The organism is Nonomuraea endophytica, from assembly GCF_014203235.1.
Lineage (GTDB): Bacteria > Actinomycetota > Actinomycetes > Streptosporangiales > Streptosporangiaceae > Nonomuraea > Nonomuraea endophytica.
Genome location: NZ_JACHIN010000016.1, coordinates 37,175 through 60,098 on the forward strand (window position 1 = coordinate 37,175; position 22,924 = coordinate 60,098).

The following is a 22,924-nucleotide window of genomic DNA, read 5'->3' on the forward strand; positions in this document are numbered from 1 at the left end:
GGTGCATGGCTCCAGCACAGCACGTAGACAGCGCGGAAGTTCTCACCGAAGGTCAGGCCGAGCGGTGCGAGGTGGCTTTGGTGGCGGTGCGGGACCTTCTTGCTTCTCTCGGCCTGGATACGCGGTGGGTGTCTCGGATCAGCCTGCGGTTGTACGGCGATGGCAGGCGGGGTGGTGAGGGTGTGGTCCGGCCTATGGCGCCAGAGCTGTTGGTGTACGGGCGAGATGGGGCAAAGGCCGCTGAGGTGACGGTGAGGGCGGGGGCGTTTCTGGTCTCATGGCCGGGTGGTGTCACTCCTGCTCGCCAGGTTTCCCTGGACAGGCCCGAGTTGGTGGTTGAGTTGATACCCGTGGAGGCCGTCTCGTGAGGCTTTTGAGGCGTTCTCACAGCCGTCGTGGCTGGATGCCAACCTGCGCGCAAAGCGGTTGTGAGCCCGGGCAGTGAGTGCCACTGTCTGTGACGGCGAAGGGTCGTCTCCCCTTGGCGGGGGAGGATGGTGGCTCCTTCGGGGGAGGTGGGGGTCAGGGTCGTGCCGGGACACTCGTGATCACTATGAGAAGCCAGACGTCTGTCCATCCACGGTGGAGTGCCGTTAGGAAAATCGCGGGGTACGGCGCCGCCTCGACCTTGTCCCTGTACCTCGTCGTCAAGGTCGTCTTGGCCGCTGCGGCCCTACTCGGCATCATGCCTGCGCAGAGCGGTATGGATACCACGGAGTGGGTGACGCTCAATGCGATCACGGTGGTGATGTCGTTGGTCGGTGTGGCGCTGGGGCTGGCTCTCGCTCAGCGGTGGGGTCGGCTGATTCCGGGCCCGCCGCTGCTGTTCTTTGCGTGGGTTGGTGCGGGATTCCTGGTTCCGATGGTCCCGTACGGGGTTGTGAGCGTCTTGCTCGGCGCGGATGGTGCCCAGGCCGGCGATGACGCGGCGATGCCGGGGTGGGAGGCGATCGGCATCGGTGTTGGATTCACGGGGATGGCGGTGGGTCTGGCGGTCGCTCTGCCGATCTAACTGCGAGAACGCTGGCCGCAAGCCTTTCTGGGGAGACTTGGTGAGCTTCCCGGCACCAGTCGGCGGGCACGGTCGTTCCTCCTGATCGGGTTGATGACGAGCGCCGGGCTTGGGCTGCTCTGGGGGTATTGGGCGTTTGGCGGGAGGCTGGGAACGGACCCTGTGCATGTCGGGCGCGAAGCTCTGGACAGACTGTTGATGCGCGGCAACTGGGGCGCGTGGGCGCTGCTCGGTGCCGGGTGTGGCTGGTCTCTGATCGCGGCCCGGCCTTCTCGGTTGCCGCTGTGGGTTCCGATGGCGCTGGTGTTCCTCGGGTCGGGTTCGCTGTTCGCCTGGGGGTGCTGGAAGCTTCTCTGGGCCGTCGTACGGCTCGGTGATTTCGTGACGCCGGAGTATCCGGTCGTCGCCGTGATGGAGCATGCTCTGAGCGTCTGCGCCGGCCTCGTGCTCCTGGCCGTCGTCCTGCGGACATATCGCGCCCAGGCCGTGGACTCGGCTTATGATGGCGCCGGGACCGGCGGACCCAGGCCACCCAGCCCTGCCCTCTCCCAGCCGACGAGGTCATCGGCGCCGAGACCGGACAAAGATCAGCTGAGAATCGTCGGACTGCGGCGACGGGCTGTGCAGGTAGCCGAAGCCGGCTGATGCCCCAGGTAGAAGCCGACTGATGCCCCAGGTAGTCGACTCAACGAGCGCATTCGCGCGGCCCGCGCTCGCCGACGCCATCGCCATCGCCATCGCCATCGCCGAGAGCATCAGCATGATCGCCCCTCGCCCCTCGCCCCTCGCGCCCGCGCGGAGCGAGAGGAGAGCTTACGCGCCGGCTGGTTGATCTCCAGCGCATCGTGAGCGCATCGCGGAGTTATCAACCGGGGCTCGCAGGATTGGTTTCACAAGGAAAGCACCAGCTAGGGAGAGTCCACATGTCCACCACCGCCACCGTTGTCACCGTCCTGGCCGCCCTCTGGGTGGGGTTCTCCGCCTTCTCGCTGCTTCGCCGCGCCGAGTGGGTCGTGAAGCCGCTGACGGACTACGGCGTCCCCACCTCGTGGTGGAACTGGCTCGGCCTGGCCAAGGCCGCCGGGGCTGTGGGCCTGCTGGCCGGCTTGTTCGTGCCGGTCATCGGCGTCCTGGCCGGGATCGGGCTGGTGCTCTACTTCGCCGGAGCCGTGGTCACCGTGCTGCGGGCGCGCTCGTACTCCACCGTCGTCTACCCCCTGCTGTACATGGGCCCAGTGATCGCCGCCCTGGTGCTCGGGTCCATCGCCTAGCAGCCCTCGAGAAGCGGGGATGGCGGGATCGGAGAGGGAGTACATCCGAGAGAAGTTGCTGGAAGGCCAGGAGTCGTCCCGTGAGCGCGGGGCGTCAAGGGGGCCGGCCGAAGGTGTTCGATGACGACATGATCGCTTACGCGCTGGCTAACCGGGCCCGAGATCGCGGCCAAGCTGGTCATCGCCGTCGGCAAGAACAGGGGCTGGCATCGTCAGTGGCCGGCGTCTACCGCGGGCCGGCCGAGGCCCGCGCCATTACGGCCGGACTTGACGGCACGAACCGGCCGATCGACCTGCTGGAGTTCGCCGCCAGACTGGTGATCGTCGTGATCACCGGGCCCGCGACCTCATCATGGGGCAGGTCAATGAGCGTGATCACCGGGCTCGCGACCTGGCAGGTCAGTGAGAGTGATCACCGGGCCCGCGGCCTCATCATGGGGCAGGTCAATGAGTCAGCGGGCCCATCTCCTGGACGGTCCCGGACAGGTCCAGGATCAGGTCGGATTCGGTGGCCGTGCGCCAGACGAGGGCCCATTGGGTCCGGGGCGCGTCGTGGATGGGCACGTAGGCCAGATCGGGACGTGACGCGTAACGGGCGGCGTGGGCGTGGACGGGCGAAACGGCCTTTCCATTGGAGAGGATGGGCACCATGTCCGCCCACGTCGTGGCGGTTGGCCCGATCTCGATCAGGCGGCCGTTGGGTGTGCGGGTGGGGATGAGCGCCTCGCGCCAGTATTCGAGGGTGATGCCGCCGACGGTGACCTCGTCACCGAGGTCCTCCAGGGAGACGGACTCGCGCGTGGCCAGGCGATGGGTGGCCGACATCGCCAGCATGACCGGTTCGGTGAACATCACTGGGCCGACGGTCAGGTCGGCCTCCCTGACCGGCAGCCACAGCAGCGCGATGTCGACTTCGTTCCTACGCAGCGGCCCGAAGGGGTCGCCGAACCCGATGTGGCCGATACGCAGGTCGACGTCCGGGTGGCGATGGGGGAAGGTGTCGAAGCGGGTGCGCAACTCCGGCAGGTTGTGCGGGATCAGTCCTACGCGCAGCACTCTGGCCTTGCCCCGGGCGGCCAGCTTGGCGCGCTCCAGGCACTCGTCGAGGCTGCGCTGTATGGGCTTGAGGTCGGTGTAGAGCTGCCGGCCGATCTCGGTGAGTGCCACCCTGCGGCTGGTGCGTTCGAAGAGGGCGGTGCCGATCGCACGTTCCTGCTTCTTGATCGACTGACTGATGCGGGCCTGGGTGAGGTGCAGTCGCTCAGCGGTGCGTCCGAAGTGCAGCTCTTCGGAAAGGGTCAGGAAGATCTCGATATCACGAAGATCCACCCTGCTCCTCACTCGATCCATAACTCCGACATCCACAACTCCGGAATCCGTAACTCCGGAATCCATCACCCCGGGATCCATAACTCCGACTTATCGGATCATAGCCGGATGTGTCGTTGATGCCGGAGCGCCTCCTGTCGAAGATTGATCCATCCGAAACATCCTATTTCGGACTATGGCGGCGAGAGGGAGAGGCTTGTGAACATCATCACCACCACGGTGTCGCTGGCCGTGGACAACGTTGCGGCCTCCAGCGCCTTCTTCACCACCCACCTGGGCTTTCGTGAAGTCATGGCCGACCCGTCGTTCGTCTCTCTCACCCGAGACGACGCGGCCGGCGACGTGGTCCTGCTGAGGCGGGGCAGCGACATGCTCCCCAGCGAGCAGCGCTATGAACGGCCCGCGGGACTGGTCCTGGCCTTTACGGTCACCGGGCTTGAGGCCGAGTACCGGCGCCTGCGGCGGGAGGGCGCCAACATCACCATGCCGATGCGCGAAGAGCCCTGGGGCGAACGGCTGGTCCAGCTCACCGACCCCAACGGCGTCGTGGTCCAGCTCGTCGAATGGATCCCGCCGGCTGGAGTCCAGCCCCTGCAAACGTAGAGGATCTCAAAGGAGAAGACCATGACAACCATCGCAAGCTGGGACACCCAGGGCAACTGGAGTATGGAGGACAAGCAGGGTCTGTCGGAGGCGGGGCTGAGCAGGCTGGGCCGCGTTCTGACCGGCCCGGTGGAGTCCGGGCACGTTCCCGGGCTGGTCGCCCTGATCAGCCGCGGGCTGGACACGCATGTCGAGGTGCTGGGCTCGATGCGGGCCGGCGGTGACGCGCCGATGCGCCGGGATGCGATCTTCCGGATGGCTTCGCTCAGCAAGCCGGTCACCGCGGCGGCGGTGATGATCCTTGTGGAAGAGTGCCGGCTGCGGCTGGATGACCCGGTCGATGAGTGGCTGCCCGAGCTGGCTGAGCGGCGGGTGCTCAAGAGCATCGACGCCTCGCTGGAGGACACGGTTCCGGCGCTGCGACCGATCACCGTACGCGATCTTTTGACCTTCACCTTCGGGTTCGGGGCGGTCTTGGCGGCGCCGGACACCTATCCCATCCAAGTCGCGATGCGCGAGCTCGGCCTTGACACCACTGCTCCGCCTTTCGGGCCCGATGAGTGGATCCGCAGGCTGGGCGAGCTGCCGTTGATGTACCAGCCCGGGGAGCTGTGGCAGTACCACGTCGGCTCCGACGTGCTCGGCGTGCTCGTCTCCCGGGTGGCGGGGCAGTCATTTGGAGCGTTCCTGCGCGAGCGGCTGCTGGACCCGCTGGGGATGAGGGATACCGGCTTCTCCGTACCCGCCGACCGGCTGCACCGGCTGCCGACCAGCTACGCCCACGACCCGCACAGCGGGGAACTGGTGGTGTGGGACGAGGCCGCGGACGGCAAGTACAGCCGACCGCCGGTGTTCGAGGCCGGCGGCGACGGACTGGTCTCCACGGTGGATGATTACCACGCCTTCTACCGGATGCTGCTGAACAAGGGTGTGCACGGCGGTGAGCGGGTGCTCTCTCGCGCCTTGGTCGAGTTGATGACGATGGACCACCTGACCCAGGGCCAGAAGGCCGAAAAGGACGTCTTCGGCGACCACTTCGGCAGGCACGGCGGGTTCGGCTTCGGGATGGCGGTGCGTACTCACCGCCGCGATCTGGCCTCCGTGGGCCAGTTCGGCTGGGACGGCGGCCTCGGCACCACCGCCTACGCCGACCCCGCCCGGGACCTCGTCGGCATCCTGCTCACCCAGACGGCGATGGACACCCCGGTCACCCCGAACCTGCACCGCGACTTCTGGACCACCGTCTACCAGGCCATCGATTGAGGACAACCATGTTGCGAACCATCGACCGCGCCGAACGGCTGCCCGTGACGCCGGCCCGGCGCAGGAGCCGCTGGCGAAGTGTCGTTCTCGTGCCGGCCTGGGCGCTGTGCGGTCTGGTCACGATGCTGGGGCTCGCGTTCTTCGCGCCCCGGCTGCCGATCTCCCCGCTACAGGACGTGATCGGGGTGACGGCGCTGTTCATCCCCTGGTTGACCAGCACGCTGATCGGCTCGGTGCTCATCACGGCGGTGATCGCCGTTTGGGCATGGCGCTCCCGCCGCCGCGCCCTGCTCACCACCAGCCTCCTGGCCACCGTGCTGGCCGTACTCATGATCACCGTGCCGTGGGCTGCGGCCTCCCGGACCGCCGAGGTGTCCTGGTCGCAGCAGTTCGCCGCGGCGCCCACACCCTCGCCCACCACGACCGCGACCTATGCCACCGTCCAGGGCCAGAACCTCCAGGTCGACGTCTACCGACCCCGGCAACCGGCCGCGAGCAAGCCCACGCTGGTCTACGTCCACGGCGGCTCCTGGAACTCCGGCACCCGCGCCGACAGCGCCCCGTGGTTCGCATGGATGGCCGACCAGGGCGTGACCGTCTTCTCCATCGACTACCGGCTCGCGCCCCCGCCACGCTGGCAGGACGCGGTCGGCGACGTCAAATGCGCACTCGGCTGGGTCAGAACCAAAGCCGGCCAGTACGGCATAGCCACCGCGAACGTGTCGATCGCCGGTGACTCCGCCGGCGGCCAGCTCGCGCTGCTGGCCGCCTACACCGTCGGCGACCAGCGCTTCCGGCCCTCCTGCGCAGTGCCGGAGGCCCCGGTGAAATCGGTCATGGGCTGGTACGCGCCGACCGATCTGCCCGCCCTCCTGAACGGCAACGGCCTGCCCGGACTCGCCGCGAGCGCCACCACCGATTTCCTCGGCGGCGATCTCGACTCACAACGCGCCCGCTACGACCTGGCCTCGGCGATCAACCACGTCCGTGCCGGTCTGCCGCCCACCCTGCTCATCCAGGGTGACCGCGATCACATGATCCCGGCCCCGCAGGCAGCCGCCCTGGCCGGCAAGCTCAACGCCGCGGGCGTGCCCGCCACCGCGGTGACCATTCCGTGGGCCGAGCACAACTTCACCGGCCAGTGGGGCAGCTGGGGTTCGCAGATCATGCGACCGCACGTCCAAGGATTCCTCATGGAACACGCCCTGAAATAGGGCGATCAGCGCACCGCATCAACGCGTTCACCCCCAGACAGGATGCCCCTCCCTGGGTGGGAGGGGCATCGGGTTAGCGGCTCGCCCCCGTGGGGCCGCTCGTGGAGAAGAGTCGGGTCAGGTGGCGGGGCAGGTGGCGTTCTTCTGGGGGAGGGTGCCGTTGAGGAGGTAGGTGTCGATGGCGCGGGTCACGCAGCTGCTGCCACTCAGGTACGCGCCGTGCCCCTCACCCTCGTACGTCAGCATGACGCCGGTCTTGAGGCTGGCGGCAAGGCGGGGCGCCCACTCGTACGGCGTGGCCGGGTCGCCCTTGCCGCCCACCACCACGATCGGGGCCGAACCGGTGGCGTCGACGCGCTTGGCGTCGTCGTTGGTGCCGTGCACCGGCCAGTAGCGGCAGATGACGGAGAGCCCGCCGTTCTCCATCATCGGGTTCACCGCGAGCGTGGCCTTCTTCACGTCGGCGATGTCGGCGTCGGTGGGCCGTTCGGGGCTGTCGACGCAGTTGATGGCCTGGAGGCTGGTCATCATGGTGTTGTACGTGCCGTCGGGCCGGCGGCCGGTGTAGAGGTCGGCCATGCTCAGGAGCGCTTCGCCGTTGCCCTTCTTGGCCGCCGCGACGGCCTGCTCAAGCACCGGCCAGCTCATCTTGGAGTAGAGGGAGGCGATGACGCCGGTCTGGGCCAGGCCGCCGGTGAGTTCGCGGTCGCCCACCTTGACGGGCTTCTCGTCCAGGGCCTTCAGGAAGATCTGGAGATCCTTCTGGACGGCGGCGGGGGTGGCGCCGAGGTCGCAGGTCTGGGCGACGCAGTCCTTGGCGAAGGCGTCGAAGGCCTGCTTGAAGCCCTTGGCCTGGGTGACGGCCCGCTCCTTGAAGCTGACCGAGGGGTCCAGGGCGGCGTCGAGGACGAAGCGGCCGACGTTCTTGGGGTGCTTGGTGGCGTAGACGGCGCCGAGTTGCGTGCCGTACGAGAGGCCGAAGTAGTTGAGCTTTTCGTCGCCCACGGCGATGCGGATGCGGTCGAGGTCCTCGGCGGCGTTGGCGGTGCCCACGTGGGGGAGGATCTTGCCGGACTCGGCGGCGCAGGCCTTGGCGAACTCCTTCATCATGCGCTCGAAGTCGGCGGACTGCGGGGAGACGGAGGCGAACTTGTTGAGGTCGCCGCACTTGACGCCGGAGCTGCGGTCGACGCCGCGCGGGTCGAAGCTGACCAGGTCGTAGCGGGTGCCGAGGCTGGCGAACGCCTTCGAGGCCAGGCCGAGGGTGTCGACGCCGGAGCCGCCGGGGCCGCCGAAGTTGAAGACCAGGGAGCCGAGCCTGTCGCCGGTCGCCTTGATCCGGATGAGGGCCAGGTCGAGCTTTTCGCCGTCCGGTTTCGCGTAGTCGAGGGGGACGGGGAGCTTGCCGCACTCCAGGGAGGCGTCCTTCAGGGGCTTGCCGTCGGGCCCGGTCAGGTCGGTGCAGGGGGCCCAGGCGACGGCCCCGGTCTCCTGCTTCTTCGCGACGGGGGCCGGTTCCGGCTTGGCCGCGGTGCTGCATGCGGTGAGGGCCGTCGCGAGCAGGAGGGTCGTCGTCAAGGTCTTCTTCATGCCTTCAAGCATGGTCAGACCGGATTTGCCCAGGTAGTGGGAGATGCCAGTAGTTGCGGGTGACTTATGTCAACGCCTGCGCCTGACAAACCAGATCCCGAACAGGCCGAACCCGGCGCCGGTCAGGCAGGTCCAGATCCACCAGGTGTTCTCGGGCGCGGGCCGGAAGATCAGCAGAACGACGAGCGCGACCGCCCAGAGCGCGGTGCCCACGGCGATGGCGGCCGGATCATTGGTCTTGATCGGTTCCGGTTCTGGGCGCCATTCACGTGTCACTAGCGGCGCACCTTTCGAAAATAGTATGGGAAAAATTGGTGACTGTCGGTAATCTGTGTGTTGCCTGATGCGTTTGTGACGGGAGGTTCGTGATGGCTCTGGGCCGGTCTGAGATCAAACGCGCGGGCCTGCCGTCCGTAGTCCAAGTACGGCTTTCGCCCACCGCGGAGCAGGGCGCCGCATTGGCGGGCGCGGTGGCGGCATGCAACGCGGCGGCCACTCTCATCTCGCGGATTGCCTGGCACCACCGGATCTTCGCGATCGGGGCGTTGCATCGGCTGGCCTACTACTCGGCGCGCGCCCAGATCACCGGACTGGGGGCGCAAGCCGCGTGCCGGGCGATCGCCCGGGTTGCCGCCGCCTACGCCAACCGCCGTGCGACCAAGAAGCGACCGCATGTATTTCGGGGACAGGGCGCGGTGCCGTTCGACGCGCGCATGCTGTCCTGGAACCGGGATGCCAGAACGGTCTCGCTGTGGACCCCCACCGGCCGGGTCGCGGTCGGCTATACCGGCCGCGAGAGCGATGTGACGGCGGTCCAGACGTTGCCGCTGGGCGAGGTTGACCTGGTTTGCCGGGACGGGGTATGGCTGCTGCAGGTGGCCGTCACCCTGCCCAGACCAGACGTCGCCGACCCGGTGAACGGCTTCCTGGGAGTGGATCAGGGCATCGCGAACCTCGCCGTCACCAGCGACGGCGTGGTGCTGCCCGGCGCTGCACTGCGCGGCACGATCGCCGGGACCGGGCACGTGCGCGCACTGCGGGAACGCCGTCATCGCCAACGTCGACGTCTGCAGGCAAAGGGCACAACGGCGGCTCGACGGGTGTTGCGCCGCCTGTCCGGTCGAGAACACCGGATGATGACCGACATCAATCACCAAATCAGCAAGTACGTGGTGCGTGAGGCCGAACGCACCGGTCGCGGCATCGCCCTGGAAGACCTCCAGGGCATTCGCTTCCGGACAAGGGCTCACCGGTCCCAGCGGCGCACCCTGCACGGCTGGGCTTTTGCTCAGCAGAGCGCGTTCACCCGCTACAAGGCCGCACGCGCCGGAATCGCCTTCTCTTGGGTCGATCCCCGCTACACCTCGCAGGTCTGTCCAGATTGCGGGTGTGTCGGCAGGCAGAACCGGCCCGCGCGTGGAAGGTTCGTCTGCCAAGGGTGTGACCTCGCTGGGCACGCCGACCACATCGCAGCCCGCAACATCGCGATCCGCGCTGTCGCGGTCTGGGGGTCCGTCAACACCCCGCACGCAACCGGCCTCCCTTCACCCAGACGGGACCGTGAGAGCAAGCCCCCGGCTTGAGCCGGAGGCAGTTGACAATATCCAGGGTAGCTTCCAATACCATCTCGATACGATCACCTACGCTTTTCATGCGATGCGACGCCTGTCACTGTTCGCGCGTGAACAGCACTCTTGACCGGTTCTTCAGCATCACCGCACGAGGTTCGACGCTCTCGCGCGAGGTCCGCGGCGGCCTCGCCACCTTCTTCACGATGGCCTACATCGTGGTACTCAATCCGTTCATCATCGCCACCAAGCCGGACGCCGACGGACAGTTCATCGGTGACGGAAGCAGCCCCAACATCGCACTGGTCGCGGCCGGGACCGCGTTCGTGGCCGGTGTCCTGACCATTCTCATGGGCGTCGTCGGCAGGGTGCCGTTCGCCATGGCCGCCGGGCTCGGTCTCAACGCCTTCGTCACCTTCGGCGTCGCCACCCAGATGAGCTGGGAGGAGGCGATGGGCCTGGTCTTCGTCGAGGGCGTGATCATCGGCATCCTGGTGCTGACCGGGTTCCGCGTGGCGGTGTTCAACGCGATCCCGACGCAGTTGAAGACCGCGATCAGCGTGGGCATCGGCCTGTTCATCGCGCTCATCGGCTTCGTGGACTCCGGCTTCGTCCGTGGCAACGCGGTGCCGCCGCTGACGCTGGGCATCGCCGGGGAGCTGACCTCCTGGCCGGTCCTGGTGTTCATCGTGGGCCTGCTGGCCACCGCCGCGCTGGTGGCGCGTAAGGTCAAGGGCGCGATCCTGATCGGGATCGTCGGCACGACCGTGCTGGCGGCGGTCGTCGAGCTGCTCTTCCGTCCGGGTGCGTTCTCCAAGGACAACCCCGGCGGGTGGATGCTGAACGTCCCGCACATCACCTCCGACATGTTCGGGATCACGAACCCGCTGGTGCTGTTCACGGAGTTCGACCCCATCGGGGGGTTCACCCGGGTGTCGGTGCTGCTGGCCGTGCTGCTGGTGTTCACGCTGCTGGTGACGGACTTCTTCGACACGATGGGGACCATCGTCGGAGTCGGCCGCCAGGCCGACCTGATCGGCCCGGACGGGCAGCTGCCCAGGACCAAGGAGATCCTGCTGGTCGACTCGATCGGCGCGGCGGCGGGCGGCGCGGGCTCGGTGTCCTCCAACACCACCTATGTCGAGTCGGCCTCCGGCGTGGCGGAAGGCGCCCGCACCGGTCTGGCCAGCGTCGTGACGGGCCTGCTCTTCCTGGTCGCGATCTTCCTGGCGCCGCTGGTCAAGGTGGTGCCGTACGAGGCGGCGGCGCCCGCGCTGGTCATCGTGGGCTTCCTGATGATGAGCGCGATCAAGGAGATCGACTTCAGCGATTACGAGGTCTCGATCCCGGCGTTCCTCACGATCGTGATCATGCCCTTCACCTACTCGGTCTCCAACGGCATCGGCGCCGGTTTCGTCAGCTACGTGCTGATCAAGGTGCTGAAGGGCAAGGGCCGCGAGGTGCACCCGTTGATGTGGGGCGTCTCCCTGCTGTTCGTCGTGTACTTCGCGCTGGGCCCGATCAGGGACCTGATCGGGTTGTAACGCCCGCGACCAACTCGGCCACCTTCGCCCTGGAGGTCAGGCCGAGCTTGGCCAGGATGTGCTCGACGTGCGTGTCGGCGGTCCGCTTGGAGATGTGCAGCCGCTCGGCGATCTCCCGGTTGGACAGGCCCTCGCGCAGCAGCACGGCCACCTCCCGCTCCCTGCGGGTCAGCAGCTCCATCGCGGGCCCGCAGGCCATGGGGGCGCCGCCGGGCAGCCGGTCGGCGTCGGCGAGCGCGGCGTCGACCACTTTCTCCAGCGGCGTGCGGGCGCCGTGTTCGCGCTGCTCGGCGAAGCGCTTCTCGCCGAGCGCGGCCAGCACGGCGCCCGTGGCGCTCTGGTGGAACTCCTCCATCACGACCGTGCCGCTCAGCCGTAGTCCGGTCATCTGCCAGAGCCGGTCGGCCGCGCCCAGCAGCCACGCCGCCCGCTGCGCGCGGTCGCGCGCCGCGGCCAGCCAGGCGTGCGTCTCCAGGCAGTAGGCCGTGCCGATCATGTCGCCCAGTTCCGTCTTGATCCCGATGGCGGTACGGCCCGCCGCCTCGCACCCCTCGTAGTCGCCCTTGCCGAACAGGGCGGCACTGGTGATGTAGTACAGGTATCCGCGCAGCCATCGCTCGCCGGTGTCGTGCCCCAGCCGCAGCAGCCCGTGCTCGCACAGCCGCCGCGCCTCCTCTGGTTCGCCGGCCAGGTGGTGGCGGTAGCCGTCCTGGGCGTCGAGGGCGACCAGCCCGATCCGGTCGCCGACCTCATCCATGATCTTCAGCGCGGTCTCGGCGGTGTCGGCCGCCTCCCCGAGCCGTCCGGCGAAACAGAGCGCCAGGTGCCGGTAGAGCAGGATGCGCCCGGCCAGCAGCCGCTCGCCGAGCTCCTCGGCGATGGGCAGGGCCTCGTCGCAGTCGGACAGGGCGGTGTCGAGGTCGCCCTGGAAGGCGATCAGATAGGCGCGCACGCCGAGCGCCCTTGCCCGCTGGCGGGAGGGCGCGGTGCAGCGGTGCAGCACCTGGCCCAGCCAGTAGCGGCTCTCGGTGTACAGGCACGAGATCTGCCAGTAGCCCCAGAGCGCGTTGATCAGGTCGGCGGCCACGTTCGGGTCGGGCAGGAGCATGGCGTGCTCCATGGCCGCGCGCAGGTTGGCGTGGTCGCGCCGCAGCGCCCGGTAACGCTCCACCTGGTCGTCGTCGATGAAGTGCTCGTCGAAGTAGGCGGCCAGGCGGTGGAAGCGGGCGATCTGCCGGCCGCGCACGGCGGACTGCTCGCCGCTGCGGGCGAGCTGCTCGGCGCCGTACTCGCGGATGGTGTCGAGCTGGCGGTAGCGGGCGCCCGGTTCGTCGGCGAGCAGCACGAGCGACTTGTCGACCAGGCCGATCAGCGTCTCCATGACGGTCTCGACCGGCAGCCGGTCGTCGGCGCAGACCTCCTCGACGGCCTCCATGTCGAAGGATCCGGCGAACACCGACAGCCTGGCCCAGAGCACCCGTTCCTCCGGGGTGCACAGGTCGTGGCTCCAGTCGATGGTGGTGCGGAGCGTCTGGTGCCGTGGCAGCGCCGTACGCCGGCCGCCCGTCAGTAACCGGAAGCGGTCCTCAAGACGCTCGATGAGCTGCTCCAGCGGTACGGCCCGCAGCCGCACGGTGGCCAGCTCGATCGCCAGCGGCATCCCGTCGAGGCGGCGGCACAGCGCGACGACCTGGTCGCCGTTGGCCTCGGTGAGCTGGAACCCGGGCACGACGGTGGCCGCGCACAGGGCGAACAGTTCGATGGCGTTCCCGCTCCCGGCGGCGAGGGCGGCGGAGTCGGGCACCGGAAGCGGCGCGATCATATACGTATGCTCGCCGGGAACGTCGAGCGGCTGGCGGCTCGTGGCCAGTACGCATACCCGGGGCGTCTCCCGCATGAGGATGTCGGCCAGGCCCGCGCAGGCGTCGATGAGGTGCTCGCAGGTGTCCAGGATGAGCAGGATGTCGCGCTCCTGGAGGTGGTCCAGGAGTGTGTCTAGCTGCGTTTGCCCGGCTTTCTCCGGAAGTCCGAGCGCCGTGCACGCGGTGTGGGGGAGCAGCTCGGGATCGCGCAATGCGGACAGCTCGATGAGGCAGATCCCGTCGGCGAAGCGCTCCTTGACGGCGTCGGCGACCCGCAGGGACAGGCGGGTCTTGCCGACGCCGCCCGGTCCGGTGACCGTCACCAGGCGCTCGCCGGTGAGGAGGGCGGCGAGCTCGGATTGCTCGGTCCGGCGCCCGATGAAGGCGGTGACGTCGCGGGGGAGCTCTCCTGGCCGTCTGCGGAACGTGCCTAGTGTCATGTTCGGATCGTATTCATTGGGTAACGATCGGTTATGGCATTCCGCGCAATCCGTGGAGTACGTATGCCGACGGAGCCGGTCGCCGGGAAATCCGTAGGGGGTACCGATAGCCGGGACGCGGGCCGTACCGGCACCCTGTGGGAGTGTGACCTCCGCTCCGCGCAGGAGCATGGATGTCTCAGCGGGCGGTGATCCGGCGTGGCCTCTGGAGGGGTGAGCCACCCCGGGTCACCGCCCCTTTTTCATGCTCTGCCTGGTCTGCTGTATCAATGGGTGAGATCTTCGGCCGGGAGGGAATGTGTTGGGTACCCATATAGTTAGCAAAGGTAATGACTCATGCTAACGAACACCCAAAAGATGGACCTGCGGAGCGACGCAGGCCTGGCTTCAGCTCTGCGCGTGTCACTGGCGCGGCTGACCAGGCGGCTACGACGACAGGCGACGGCGGCCTCACTGACACCCACTCAGGTCGCGACGCTCGCCGCCGTGGAACGGCATTCCGCGATAACCCCCGGCGAATTGGCAGAGCTCGAGAAGGTGCAGCCACCCTCGATGACCCGCGTGATCGCCGGGCTCGTGGAGCGAGGATTGCTCGCGCGTACACCGCACCCGACCGACCGGCGGCAAGTGACCGTGAGCGTGACCGAGGCCGCCTTGAAGCTCCTGAAGGAGGAGCGCAGGCAGAAAGAGGCCTGGCTGACGCAGCGGTTGAAGGAGCTGACGCCGGAGGAGCGGGCGGTGCTCAGGCAGGCGGCCCCGATTCTGGAGAAGCTCAGCAAGATCTAGAACCTGAGGAACCCAGGACCGGGATGTTCCGGTCGCTCAGGAATCACAACTACCGGCTGTTCGCCTCGGGCAGCGCCGTCTCCAACCTCGGCGGCTGGATGCAGCGCACCGCGCAGGACTGGCTGGTGCTCGACCTCACGCACGGCAGCGCGGCGGCCCTCGGTACGGCGACCGCGCTCCAGTTCCTCCCGATGTTGCTGTTCGGCCTCTTCGGCGGCGTGCTCGCCGACCGTTACCCGAAGCGGCCCATCCTGGTCGTCGCGCAGTCGATCATGGCGATGCTCGCGCTCACCATCGGCATCCTGACGGTCACCGGCACCGCGCAGGTCTGGCACGTCTACGTGATGGCCTTCGCGCTCGGCCTCGTCTCCTGTGTGGAGGTGCCGACCCGGCAGACGTTCGTGGTCGAGATGGTCGGCCGCAAGGACCTGTCCAACGCCATCGCGCTCAACGCCTCGATCTTCAACCTGGCCCGCGTGGTCGGCCCGGCCGTCGCCGGTGTGCTGATCTTCATGCTGGGCGGGACCGGACCGATCTTCCTGCTCAACGCGCTGACGTTCGCCGCGGTCATCTCCAGCCTGATCTTCATGCGGAAGGCGGAGCTGAACCTCGCCGAGCCCGTCCCCAGGGCCAAGGGCCAGCTCCGCGAGGGCCTGCGCTACGTGCTGGGCAAGCAGGAACTGCTGATGCCGATCCTGCTGATCGGGTTCGTGTCGATGTTCTCGCAGTCGTTCTCGATGTCGATCGCGCTGATGGCCCGCGAGGTGTTCAACGCGGGCGCCTCGTCGTTCGGGCTGGCCTCCAGCATGTTCGCGGTCGGCGCGCTCGGCGGCGGGCTGCTGGCCGCGCGCCGCGCCAAGCCCAGCAGGAAGGTGCTGCTCATCGGCGCGATCAGTTTCGGGTTGTTCCTGGTCGCGGTCGGCGTGGCGCCTGTCTACCCGGTATACCTGGCGCTGCTGGTCCCGGCCGGCATCGCGCTGATCACCGTCAACACGGCTGCCAACGCCAGCGTCCAGCTCGCCACCTCGCCGGAGATGCGCGGCCGGGTCATGGGCATCTACTTGCTCGTGTTCACCGGCGGCGCGCCGCTGGGGGCGCCGCTGGTCGGCCTGCTGTCGGAGTTCGGCGGCCCGAGAGTCGGAGTCATGCTCTCGGGCGCGCTGGTGCTGGCCGGCACCGGCATGGCGCTGCTCATGACACGCATGATCGGCGCGCGCCGCAGCGTGGTGCTCGCCACGGCATGATGCCCGCATGAGGTTGTTCGCGGCTCTGGTACCACCCGACGAGGTTCTCGACGAGATCGAGACGGCGATCGCTCCGCACGTCGGGCAGGTGCCGGGCCTGCGCTGGCCCGCCCGCGCCACCTGGCACATCACGCTCGCGTTCTTCGGCGAGGTGCCCGAGCGCGTCCTGCCCGACCTCCAGGTACGGCTGGCGCGCGCCGTGGCCCGCCACTCCGCCCTCGACCTGGCCTTCGACGGCTTCGGAGCCTTCTCATCGGTCCGCCGGGCCAGGGTCTTCTGGGCGGGGATGAGCGGCGGCTCGATGACCCGCCTGGCCGACTCGGTCAAGGCCGGAGCCCGCCGGGCGGGCGCGGTGGAGACCGACGAGAAGCGCTTCCACCCGCACCTCACGCTCGCCCGCGCCAAGCACGAGCAGGACCTGAGCGCGCTGGTGGAGTCGCTGGCCGGATTCACCGGCTCGCCGTGGCGGGCCGAGTCCGTACGGCTGGTCAGCTCAACCCTGGGCGCCCAGGTGAGGTACGAGTCACTGGCCGAGTGGGCGCTCGCACCGCCGGAGCCCGGCTAGGCTCCACAACCGTGGACCGTCCCCGTTTCTGGCTCCTGCCCATCGTGCTCGGCCTTCTGCTGCTGATCGTCGTCGTCGGCGCGCTGGTCACCTGACCTACCAGGCGTAGTCCTCAGGCGCCGTCCGGTGCCCGGGGAAGATCTCGTCCAGCCTGGCCAGCGCCGCCTCGTCGAGCGTGACCTCCAGGGCGGGCAGGCTGCCCTCGAACTGCTCCATCGTGCGCGGGCCGATGATCGGCGCGGCCACCGCGCGCTGCTTGAGCAGCCACGCCAGCGCCACGTGCGCGGGGTCGGCGCCCAGCTCGTCGCAGAGCTTCTCGTAGGCCTCGATCTTGTCGCGGTGCTTGTCGAGCTCGCCGAGCATCCGCTCGGATGACGAGCGGCCCTTGTCCATCTTGCGCAGGATGCCGCCGAGCAGGCCGCCGCCCAGCGGACTCCATGGGATCACGCCGATGCCGTAGTCCTCGGCCGCGGGCAGCACCTCCAGCTCGACCGCCCGGTTCAGCAGGTTGTAGTGGCTCTGCTCGCTGACCAGGCCGACGGAGTTCCGGCGCCGGGCGGCCTCCTGGGCCTTGGCCAGGTGCCAGCCGGCGAAGTTCGACGAGCCGACGTAGACGATCTTGCCCTGCTGTCGCAGGACGTCCATCGCCTCCCAGAACTCCTCCCACGGCGTGCCGCGGTCGACGTGATGGGCCTGGTAGATGTCGATGTAGTCCGTCCGCAGGCGCTTCAGCGAGGCGTCGCAGGCCTTCCTGATGTTCAGGGCCGACAGCAGGCTGTCGTTGGGCCAGTCGGTCATGCCGCCGTAGAGCTTGGTCGCGAGGACGGTCTTCTCCCGCCGGCCGCCGCCCTGGGCGAACCAGTTGCCGACGATGGTCTCGGTCGCGCCCCTTCCGGCCGACTGGCCGTACACGTTGGCGGAGTCGAAGAAGTTGACGCCCGCCTCAAGGGCGCGGTCCATGATCGCGAAGGAGTCTTCCTCGGAGGTGAACGGGCCGAAGTTCATGGTGCCGAGGCACAGCGGGCTGACCTTGAGGCCGGAGCGTCCCAGGTTCACGTATTCCATGGACTTCACCCTAGGTAGCTGGAGTGCACTCCAGGCTAGGATGACTTTCCGTCGTGATGGTGCTGCTTCGGTCCGCTGTTCCCCTGTTTCTGTCCATGGTGACCGGGATGGTGGGTTCCCTGGTCGTCGCCGGGGTGCTCGGGCGGCACGCGCCCGTCACGCTGGCCGCCTTCGCGGTCATGACCGCCGTGCTCAACCCCGCCGCCACCGCCGTGGCCGGGGCGCTGCGCGGGCTGATGCCGTTCGTCGCCCCGCACAAGGACGATCCGGCACGCGCGGTGCCGATCCTGCGCGACGCGCGCTGGCTGACGCTGGCCGTCGGCCTCGTCGGGGCGCTGGCGGTGCTCGGGGTGCCGCTGCTGGCCGGGGTCGCGGGCGTGCCCGGGGAGGTCGTGGCCGAGCTGGGGGCGCTGCCGTACCTGCTGGCGCTTGATCTGCTTGTGCTGGCCTCGAACGGCGGCGCCAACACGGTGCTCATCGCGCTCGGGCGTTCGCGGCAGGTGCTCTGGTCCGGCCTGGCCAACACCGCGACGGTGATCGTGCTGACGCTGGTCCTGGTGCCGCGCTGGGGGCTCGACGGGATGGGCGTGGCGTGGCTCGCGGCCGGGCTGGCCGGCGTGCTCGTCTCGAACGTCTGCCTGCGCCGCGCGCTCGGCCGTCCCATCGGGCAGGCGCGTCCCCGTGTCGCGGAGATCCTCGCGCTGGCCCGGGTCAGCCTGCCGATGGCGGGGACGGTGCTGGTCAAGTTCGGGGCGCTCGGGGTGGTGACGTTCGCCGCGACGCTGACGAGCGTGCGCGAGGCCGCCGCGCACGCGGTGCTCGGGACGCTCACCGGGTTCACGTTCCTGGCGTCGCTGGCTGTCGCGCAGGCGGCGGTGCCGGAGATGGCGCGGGCCGCCACCGCCGCCGAGGTGCGGCGGGTCAACCGGCGCGCGGCGGTGCTGGCCGTGAGCGCCTCGGCCGCGGGCGGGCTGGCGCTGCTGCTCGCCGGGCCGGCGCTGGCCGGCCTGTTCAGCGACGACCCCGGGGTGCGGGCTTCGGTGCTCGCGCTGGTGCCGCTGATGCTGCTGTCGTCGATGGCGGACGCGGCGCAGGCCGTGCGGGGTTTCGGGCTGTCGGCGCTCAAGCGGGCCGGCGTCTCGCTCATCTACTTCGCGATCGGGTACGGCCTGCTCGTCGCCGCGGCTGTGCCGGTGGCGCGGGTGTGGGGGATCACCGGGTTGTGGGTGACCATGTTGGCGGTGAACGTCCTGCTTTATGCGTTGCAGAGCTGGGGGTTCCGCAAGCACAGTGCCCAGGTGGGGATGGCCGGGGCCGCGGAGCGGGCATGATGTCAGGGTGGGGGATGTCTGGATTAGGGCGATTGCCGTGACCGTGCTGGCCTGCGCGCTGCCTGCGGCGCCGGCGATGGCGCTGGCCGATGAGGCGGAAGAGAAGCTGTTCACCTTCCGCGACGCGCGGATCACGGAGTCGAGCGGGCTGGCCGTCTCGCCCACGCACACCGGGATCTACTACACGCACAACGACAGTTCGGCCGCCGCGGAGTTCTTCGCGGTCGACGGGGCGGGCCGTACCAAAGCGGCCTTCAGGGTGTCGGGGGCGCAGGCGCGCGACTGGGAGGCGATGGCGGCCTCCAAGGACCCCGCGACCGGGCGGGGCGTGCTGTGGTTCGCCGACATCGGGGACAACCTGGACGGCGCCTGGCCGGACATCTCCATCTACAAGGTGATGGAACCCGCCTCGCTGAGAGACGCCACGGTGCCCGCGGTGCGCTACCGGTTCCGGTACGCCGACGGGGCACGCAACGCCGAGGGGATCATGGTGAACCCCAGGACCGGGCGGCTGTCGGTGGTGTCCAAGGAGTTCTCCGGGGCGGTGTACGAGGCGCCCCTGAAGCTGCGCACCGGACGCGTGAACATCCTGCGCAAGGTCGCCACCGCGCCCATGATGGCCACCGACGCGGCCTACGCGCCCGACGGATCCTCCTATGTCGTGCGGACCTACTTCTCCGCCACGCTTTTCCGGCCTTCCGGCGACATCATTACCAAGATCTCGATGCCGCCGCTGGATCAGGCCGAGTCGATCGCGTACACGGCGGACGGCAAGGCGGTGCTGACCGGGTCCGAGGGGGTGCGCAGCCCGCTTTACCGGGTGCCGTTGCCGGAGCGGGCGCTGGCCTCGGCCGGCTCCAAGCCCACGCCGTCGCCGTCCGCGAAGCCGTCGGTGGCGGCGGCCGAGACCGCCGCCCAGGACGAACGCGGGCTGAGCGGCCAGGACATCCTGATCTGGCTGGCGGCGGCGCTCGGGGCCACCGCGGTCATCGCGGTGATCGCGCGCCGTAGTCGCTGATCTGAGCAGGACCACCCAGGTACGTCTGAGTACGTTCGCCCAGGTGCGGGGTTGACTTGCAGCGGCATCATTCTCACTATGCATCCTGATAGTGGGAAATTCCGGGTGATGGCGTGCCCTGACTGCGGGGCTCCGCTGCCCGGCACCCCGAGCGCCTGCCCGCGCTGCGCGCTGCCCCTGGCCGGGCCTGCGGCGGCTGAGCTGTGGCAGGTGGACTCCGCGCTCGCCGACCTCAGGATGCGAGAGGCCGAACTGCACCGGCGCCGCGGGCACCTCCTCGGGCTGCTCCGGGAGGAAAGGGCCAGGAGACGGCGAGCATCTACGGCTGTCCCGGGGATGCCCGTCGTTCCGGGTATGCCGGGCGCGGCGGCCGCTCCGGGCGTGGCGGGTGCGCCAGGCATGCCGGGCGCGGCCGCCGCTCCGGGCGTGGCGAGCGCTCCGGGTGTTCCGGGCGTGCCGGTGGGGGTGGCGGGGTCGGCGGAGGTTTCTCGGCGGACTGCGCAGAATCTGTTGCTGATCCTCGGCGGGCTTCTGCTGACCGTGGCGGCTGTGGTGTTCACGGTGGTGAGCTGGGGGTATCTGGGCATCGCCGGGCGGGGGGCGATTCTGGTCGGGGTGACCGGGGTGGCGCTGGCCGTACCGGCGCTGCTGCTCAAGCGGGGGCTGACGGCCACGGCCGAGACCGTCGGGGTGCTGGCCTTGGCGCTGATGGCGCTGGACGGGTACGCGGCGCATCGGGTCGGGCTGCTCGGGGGGCTGTCCTGGGTCGACTACGGCGCGGGGGTGATCGCTGTCGTCGCGGCGGGGGCGGCCGTGTATGGGAGGGTGCTGCCGCTCCGGGTGGCGCCGATCATCGCGATCCTGCTGGCCCAGGTGCCGATGGTCATGTGGCTCGGTTCGACCGCTACCGGGACGGCCGCCGCGTTCACCGCCGCCGCGCTGCTCGACGCCGCCGTCTGGAGTCGTGCCAAGCGGGCCGAGATTCGGGTGACGGCTGCGATCTGCCTGGGGATCAGTGGGTTCGGGGCGCTGTTCGTGGCTGCCGTGGAGTCAGTGGTGGGGGATCTGGTGTGGGCTCCGGCCGGGCTGCTGGTGGTGCTGGCGGCGGCGGGGGTGTTCGTCGGGATGCGGGTTGTTCCGCTGATGCGCTGGCTGCCGCTGGGGGTGGCGGGGCTGGCCCTGATGTTCGCGCTGGGCTCGCCGGTGCGGCCGTTGCTGAACTCCTCGTGGCAACTGCTGCCGTACCCGCTCGCGGCGATTCTCGTCATGGTCGCGGCGCTGTGGCTGCCGGTGGTGATCCGGCGGGCCGGGGTCGTGGCCGGTGGGGTCATGGTCGTGCTGGGTGGGCTGCCGTTGGTGCCGATCGTGCTGAACGCGCTGCTCATGCCGTTCCGCAACGTGTCGGCGGTTTGGGCGGGTACCCGGTGGGAGGTCGAGCAGGTCGCACTCGCGCGGCCGGGTGTCGTGTTCCTGGCTGTGCTGGCCGTGGTGTGCGTGGTGGCCGCTCGCCGGTGGAGTGTGCTCGCGCCTCGGGTCTCGGCTTCTGACCTCTCGGCGCTGGTGTTCGGGAGCGGGCTCGTGCTCGCGCTGCTGGCGTTGCTGGTGGTGCCGGGGGCCTTCGGGCTCGTGTACGCGGCCTCGGTCGGGGCGCCCTTGCTGGTCGCGGTAGCGCTCAGCGTGGCCGCGACCAGGTATCCCGCCGTTGCCTGGGGTGCCGGGACGGCGGCCGTGCTCGCGCTGACCGAGGGGCTGGCGGCGGAGGCGGCGACCTACACGGTGCTCGGCGTGCTCCTGGTGACCTGGGCGGTGCTGTACCGGCGTCCGGCCGCGCTGGCCGGTGCCGCGCTGAGCGGTTCGGGGCTGGTGTGGGCGGTCCTCTACGGGCTGGGGGTCGCGGTGCTGGACTCGGCCGCGCTCGGGTTCGCCTCGGGTGCGGTGCTCGCCCTCATCGGCTGGTACGCCACGCCGAAGCCGGTCTCAGACCTCCACCAGGCCGATGGCGCGAAGGAGGCTGCGGAGGCGCAGCCTTCCGGGGACGCGAAGCCGGGTCTGGGCGTGCGGCAGGTCGGGGGAGTGCCGGTGGGCTGGGCGTTTGGGCGGGTTGTGGCCGTGGTGCTGGCTGCGGTGGCGGTGCTGCCGGTGGTTGACGTGGTGGTTCGGGGGGTGGCGAACCTCTCCGGGGTGCTCGATCCCTGGGGTGGGGCGCCTTCGATGACGGAGGCTCGGCTGGCTGCGCTGTTCGCGCTTGTGGTGGCCGGGGCGGTGCTTGTCGTGGCGACTCGGCCGGCGGCTGCGGTGGTCGTGGCTGGGGTGCTGGTGGCGGTGGTGCCGGTGACGGTTCGCCTGCCGTACCAGGTGAGCTTGGGGTTGCTTGTGCTGGCCACGGTGGTGGCGGCGGTGCTCGCTGCCTGGCGGTTCACGGCGGGTGGGGAGTGGGCGCGGGGCGGTGACCTGGCGATCGGGGTGGCGGTGTGGTTGGGGGTGCTGTCCATCGCGGGGGCGGCGGCCACTCAGACCGGGACGATGGTGACGCTGGCCGTCCTGGCTGGGGTGGCGGCCGGCGCCAGTGCTTGGGGGCGTGGCGGGGTGGCCGGTGTGGTGCTGGCCGGCCTGCTGGCCGTTGCCGAGGTGGGTGCGGTTGCTGCCGCCTATGGACTGCGTACGGCCAGCCTTGTCTGCGCCGGGGCGGGGGTCGTCGCCGTGGCGGGGGCGGCGTGGAAGAGGGTGCCGGTCCTTGGGTATCTGGGGACCGGGTTCCTGCTGGCGTCCTCCTGGATGCGGTTGTGGGCGGAGGAAGTGACGGTCATTGAGGCCTACACGCTGCCGTTCTCGCTGGTGCTGCTGGGGATCGGCTGGTTGCGGGGGCGGCGGGGGTCGTCGTGGAAGGCCTACGGGGCGGGGCTGGTGTTCACGTTCGGGCCTAGTCTGCTGGCCGAGCCGACAGCCTTGCGGTCGTTGCTGCTGGGGGTGGCGGCGCTCGCGGTCACCGTGGCCGGAGCTCGCCACCGGCTGCAGGCTCCGGCCGTGCTCGGTGCGCTGACGTTGGGGGCGGTGGCTGTCCGGGAGCTGGCGCCGTGGGTCGCCGGGCTGGTCACGGCGCTGCCCCGGTGGGTGCCCATCGCGGTGGGCGGCATGCTGTTGCTGGTCGTCGGCGCCACGTACGAGGCACGCAAGCGCGACCTCGTCCGGCTGAAGGACGCCGTGGTCAAGCTCAAGTAA

At 69.4% G+C, this 22,924-nt stretch carries 20 protein-coding genes; 14 read left to right on the forward strand and 6 right to left on the reverse strand.

Annotated elements, in window-relative coordinates; translation table 11 throughout:
- Positions 1-628: 628 nt before the first annotated feature.
- Entirely contained in the window at positions 629-1,012 is a 384-nt protein-coding gene (locus HNR40_RS42840; protein ID WP_184972042.1) for a hypothetical protein, read from the forward strand.
- A gap of 923 nt (positions 1,013-1,935) precedes the next feature.
- Positions 1,936-2,283, forward strand: a complete 348-nt coding sequence (locus HNR40_RS42845; RefSeq protein WP_184972044.1) for a DoxX family protein — start codon at positions 1,936-1,938, stop codon at positions 2,281-2,283.
- 226 nt (positions 2,284-2,509) lie between these two features.
- Here HNR40_RS42845 and HNR40_RS42850 read toward each other — a convergent pair whose 3' ends face one another.
- Positions 2,510-2,662 (reverse strand): hypothetical protein, encoded by a 153-nt coding sequence (locus HNR40_RS42850; RefSeq protein WP_184972046.1) that lies wholly within the window; start codon positions 2,660-2,662, stop codon positions 2,510-2,512.
- Positions 2,663-2,727: 65 nt separating this feature from the next.
- Positions 2,728-3,612, reverse strand: a complete 885-nt coding sequence (locus tag HNR40_RS42855; protein ID WP_184972047.1) for a LysR family transcriptional regulator — start codon at positions 3,610-3,612, stop codon at positions 2,728-2,730.
- A gap of 198 nt (positions 3,613-3,810) precedes the next feature.
- Here HNR40_RS42855 and HNR40_RS42860 point away from each other — a divergent pair, with 198 nt between their 5' ends.
- From HNR40_RS42860 to HNR40_RS42870, 3 genes are read left to right on the forward strand one after another with little or no spacing between them, the layout of a single operon-like run.
- The gene (locus HNR40_RS42860; RefSeq protein WP_184972049.1) at positions 3,811-4,215 is read left to right on the forward strand and encodes a VOC family protein; all 405 of its coding nucleotides are present in this window, start codon (positions 3,811-3,813) and stop codon (positions 4,213-4,215) included.
- 21 nt (positions 4,216-4,236) lie between these two features.
- Positions 4,237-5,478: a serine hydrolase domain-containing protein gene (locus HNR40_RS42865; RefSeq protein WP_246510295.1), complete on the forward strand. Its 1,242-nt coding sequence runs from the start codon at positions 4,237-4,239 to the stop codon at positions 5,476-5,478.
- Positions 5,479-5,486: 8 nt separating this feature from the next.
- Positions 5,487-6,692: an alpha/beta hydrolase gene (locus HNR40_RS42870; protein WP_184972051.1), complete on the forward strand. Its 1,206-nt coding sequence runs from the start codon at positions 5,487-5,489 to the stop codon at positions 6,690-6,692.
- 117 nt (positions 6,693-6,809) lie between these two features.
- Here the strand turns inward: HNR40_RS42870 and HNR40_RS42875 are convergent, their stop codons facing one another.
- A complete protein-coding gene (locus HNR40_RS42875) occupies positions 6,810-8,282 on the reverse strand; it encodes an alpha/beta hydrolase (protein ID WP_184972053.1) in 1,473 nt (490 codons plus the stop codon).
- Positions 8,283-8,351: 69 nt separating this feature from the next.
- Positions 8,352-8,558, reverse strand: a complete 207-nt coding sequence (locus HNR40_RS55540) for a DUF2530 domain-containing protein (protein WP_184972055.1) — start codon at positions 8,556-8,558, stop codon at positions 8,352-8,354.
- Positions 8,559-8,650: 92 nt separating this feature from the next.
- Here HNR40_RS55540 and HNR40_RS42885 point away from each other — a divergent pair, with 92 nt between their 5' ends.
- Both HNR40_RS42885 and HNR40_RS42890 read left to right on the forward strand, forming a co-directional pair.
- Positions 8,651-9,865: an RNA-guided endonuclease InsQ/TnpB family protein gene (locus HNR40_RS42885; protein ID WP_246510296.1), complete on the forward strand. Its 1,215-nt coding sequence runs from the start codon at positions 8,651-8,653 to the stop codon at positions 9,863-9,865.
- Positions 9,866-9,933: 68 nt separating this feature from the next.
- Positions 9,934-11,394 carry an NCS2 family permease gene (locus tag HNR40_RS42890; protein ID WP_184972057.1) on the forward strand — a complete coding sequence of 487 codons (1,461 nt, stop codon included), beginning with the start codon at positions 9,934-9,936 and terminating at the stop codon, positions 11,392-11,394.
- Here the strand turns inward: HNR40_RS42890 and HNR40_RS42895 are convergent.
- The gene (locus HNR40_RS42895; RefSeq protein WP_184972059.1) at positions 11,372-13,696 is read right to left on the reverse strand and encodes an ATP-binding protein; all 2,325 of its coding nucleotides are present in this window, start codon (positions 13,694-13,696) and stop codon (positions 11,372-11,374) included. The two genes, HNR40_RS42890 and HNR40_RS42895, sit on opposite strands and share 23 nt — an antisense overlap.
- 336 nt (positions 13,697-14,032) lie before the next feature.
- Between HNR40_RS42895 and HNR40_RS42900 the strand changes: the two genes are divergently transcribed.
- The 4 genes from HNR40_RS42900 to HNR40_RS56815 are packed head-to-tail and all read left to right on the forward strand — an operon-like array spanning position 14,033 to position 16,386.
- Positions 14,033-14,482, forward strand: coding sequence for a MarR family winged helix-turn-helix transcriptional regulator (locus HNR40_RS42900; protein ID WP_184972061.1), 450 nt, complete (start codon positions 14,033-14,035; stop codon positions 14,480-14,482).
- 23 nt (positions 14,483-14,505) lie between these two features.
- Positions 14,506-15,726 carry an MFS transporter gene (locus tag HNR40_RS42905; protein ID WP_184972063.1) on the forward strand — a complete coding sequence of 407 codons (1,221 nt, stop codon included), beginning with the start codon at positions 14,506-14,508 and terminating at the stop codon, positions 15,724-15,726.
- Positions 15,727-15,733: 7 nt separating this feature from the next.
- Positions 15,734-16,291 (forward strand): RNA 2',3'-cyclic phosphodiesterase, encoded by a 558-nt coding sequence (gene thpR, locus HNR40_RS42910; protein WP_184972065.1) that lies wholly within the window; start codon positions 15,734-15,736, stop codon positions 16,289-16,291.
- Entirely contained in the window at positions 16,261-16,386 is a 126-nt protein-coding gene (locus tag HNR40_RS56815; RefSeq protein ID WP_281395803.1) for a hypothetical protein, read from the forward strand. Before thpR ends, HNR40_RS56815 begins: the two co-directional genes overlap by 31 nt.
- Before the next feature lies 1 nt (position 16,387).
- On the opposite strand, the gene HNR40_RS42915 is transcribed toward HNR40_RS56815, so the two are convergent.
- Positions 16,388-17,356: an aldo/keto reductase gene (locus HNR40_RS42915; protein ID WP_184972067.1), complete on the reverse strand. Its 969-nt coding sequence runs from the start codon at positions 17,354-17,356 to the stop codon at positions 16,388-16,390.
- A 107-nt stretch (positions 17,357-17,463) separates the two neighbouring features.
- Here HNR40_RS42915 and HNR40_RS42920 point away from each other — a divergent pair, with 107 nt between their 5' ends.
- From HNR40_RS42920 to HNR40_RS56820, 3 genes are all read left to right on the forward strand, one after another.
- Positions 17,464-18,687, forward strand: a complete 1,224-nt coding sequence (locus HNR40_RS42920; protein WP_184972069.1) for a polysaccharide biosynthesis C-terminal domain-containing protein — start codon at positions 17,464-17,466, stop codon at positions 18,685-18,687.
- A gap of 37 nt (positions 18,688-18,724) precedes the next feature.
- The gene (locus tag HNR40_RS42925) at positions 18,725-19,705 is read left to right on the forward strand and encodes a hypothetical protein (protein ID WP_312896745.1); all 981 of its coding nucleotides are present in this window, start codon (positions 18,725-18,727) and stop codon (positions 19,703-19,705) included.
- 108 nt (positions 19,706-19,813) lie between these two features.
- A complete protein-coding gene (locus tag HNR40_RS56820) occupies positions 19,814-22,924 on the forward strand; it encodes an SCO7613 C-terminal domain-containing membrane protein (RefSeq protein WP_184972075.1) in 3,111 nt (1,036 codons plus the stop codon).